This is a genomic window from Streptomyces sp. AB3(2024) (genome assembly GCF_041862025.1).
Taxonomy (GTDB): Bacteria; Actinomycetota; Actinomycetes; order Streptomycetales; family Streptomycetaceae; genus Streptomyces.
The window spans coordinates 1-1657 of record NZ_JBGWAB010000300.1 but is presented as its reverse complement, the minus strand read 5'-3'; the positions used below and the strand labels follow the sequence as shown (position 1 = coordinate 1657).

The following is a 1657-nucleotide window of genomic DNA, read 5'->3' as shown; positions in this document are numbered from 1 at the left end:
ACCAGCAGCATCCCCACACCCTCGGCCCAGCCCGTACCGTCCGCCGCGTCCGAGAACGCCTTGCACCGGCCGTCCACCGCCAGCCCCCGCTGCTGCGAGAACTCCACGAAGAGGCCCGGTGCGGCCATGACCGAGGCGCCGCCGGCCAGGGCGACGTCGCATTCGCCACTACGCAGGGACTGGACGGCGAGGTGCAGTGCGACCAGGGAGGAGGAGCAGGCCGTGTCCACGGTCACCGCAGGGCCCTCCAGCCCCAGGGCGTACGAGACGCGGCCGGACATGACGCTGGCCGTGTTGCCGGTCAGGAGGTAGCCCTCGTAGCCCTGCGCGGGTTCGTACAGCCGGGGACCGTACTCCTGCGACATGGCGCCGACGAAGACGCCCGTGCGCGATCCCCGCAACGACGAGGCCGGCACACCCGCCCGCTCCAGCACCTCCCACGACGTCTCCAGCAGCAACCGCTGCTGCGGATCCATCGCCACCGCCTCACGCGGCGAAATACCGAAGAAGTCCGCATCGAACTCCCCCGCATCGTGCAGGAAACCCCCCTCCCGCACATACGAACGACCAGGAACACCAGGCTCCGGATCGAACAGCCCCTCCACGTCCCACCCACGGTCCACCGGGAAACCAGACACCGCGTCCACACCCGAGGACACCAGATCCCACAAACCCTCCGGAGAACTCACCCCACCCGGAAAACGGCACGCCATCCCCACGATCGCGATCGGCTCGTCGACAGGAAGGGGTGCGATGGCAGCCTGCCGGGGCGGCTCCGCGGCGGATGCCGTGAGGGGGGCCTGCTCCTGGAGCGTCTCGACGGCCTCGTCCCGGATCAGGCGAGCAACGGCGAGCGGGGTGGGGGCGTCGTAGATGAGGGTCGTGGGGAGGCGCAGGCCGGTCGCGGCGCGCAGCCGGTTGCGCAGTTCGATGCCGTTGACCGACTCGAAGCCCTGTTCCTTGAAGGTCTTCTCGGCCGCGATCGCCGCGGCGGAGATGTGGCCGAGGACGGTGGCCGCGTGGACGCGTACCAGGTCCAGTACGTGGTCGAGCTGCTCGTTCTCGGAGCGACCGCGCAGTTCGCGGCTGAGCAGGGTCTCGGTGGCCGTGTCGGCCGGCGACCGCGCCGGGTCGTCGGCCGCTCCGGAGCCCAGCCAGTGGTGGGTGCGCTGGAAGGCGTACGTGGGCAGGTCGACGCGGCGGGCGCCGGTGCCCTCGAAGAGCTGCGCCCAGTCGATGTCGGTGCCGCGCACGAACAGCTCGGCGGCGCACGTCAGGAAGCGTTCCAGGCCACCTTCGTCACGGCGCAGGGAACCGGTCGCCAGGACGTCGACACCGGCGGCGTCGGCGGCCTCCTGGATCCCGATGGTGAGGACGGGGTGCGCGCTGGACTCCACGAAGGTGGCGAAGCCGTCTTCCAGGAGGACCTTGACGGTGTCCTCGAAGCGGACGGGGTGGCGCAGGTTGCGGTACCAGTACCCGGCATCGAGACCGGTGGTGTCGACAGGCCCGGCGCTCACGGTCGAGTAGAACGGGATGTCCGCCGTGCGCGGCACGATCGGCCCGAGCACCTCCAGCAGCTCGGCCTCGATCCGCTCCACATGCGCGGAATGCGAGGCGTAGTCGACGGGCACCTGACGGGCCCGGATCCCCTCCT

At 70.7% G+C, this 1657-nt stretch carries 1 protein-coding gene; it reads right to left on the bottom strand.

The genetic code is table 11. The features are described 5' to 3' along the window. Nucleotides 1-1657 (bottom strand): beta-ketoacyl synthase N-terminal-like domain-containing protein (locus ACEPPI_RS40455; protein WP_373920231.1); only part of this gene is annotated, 1657 nt, incomplete at both ends.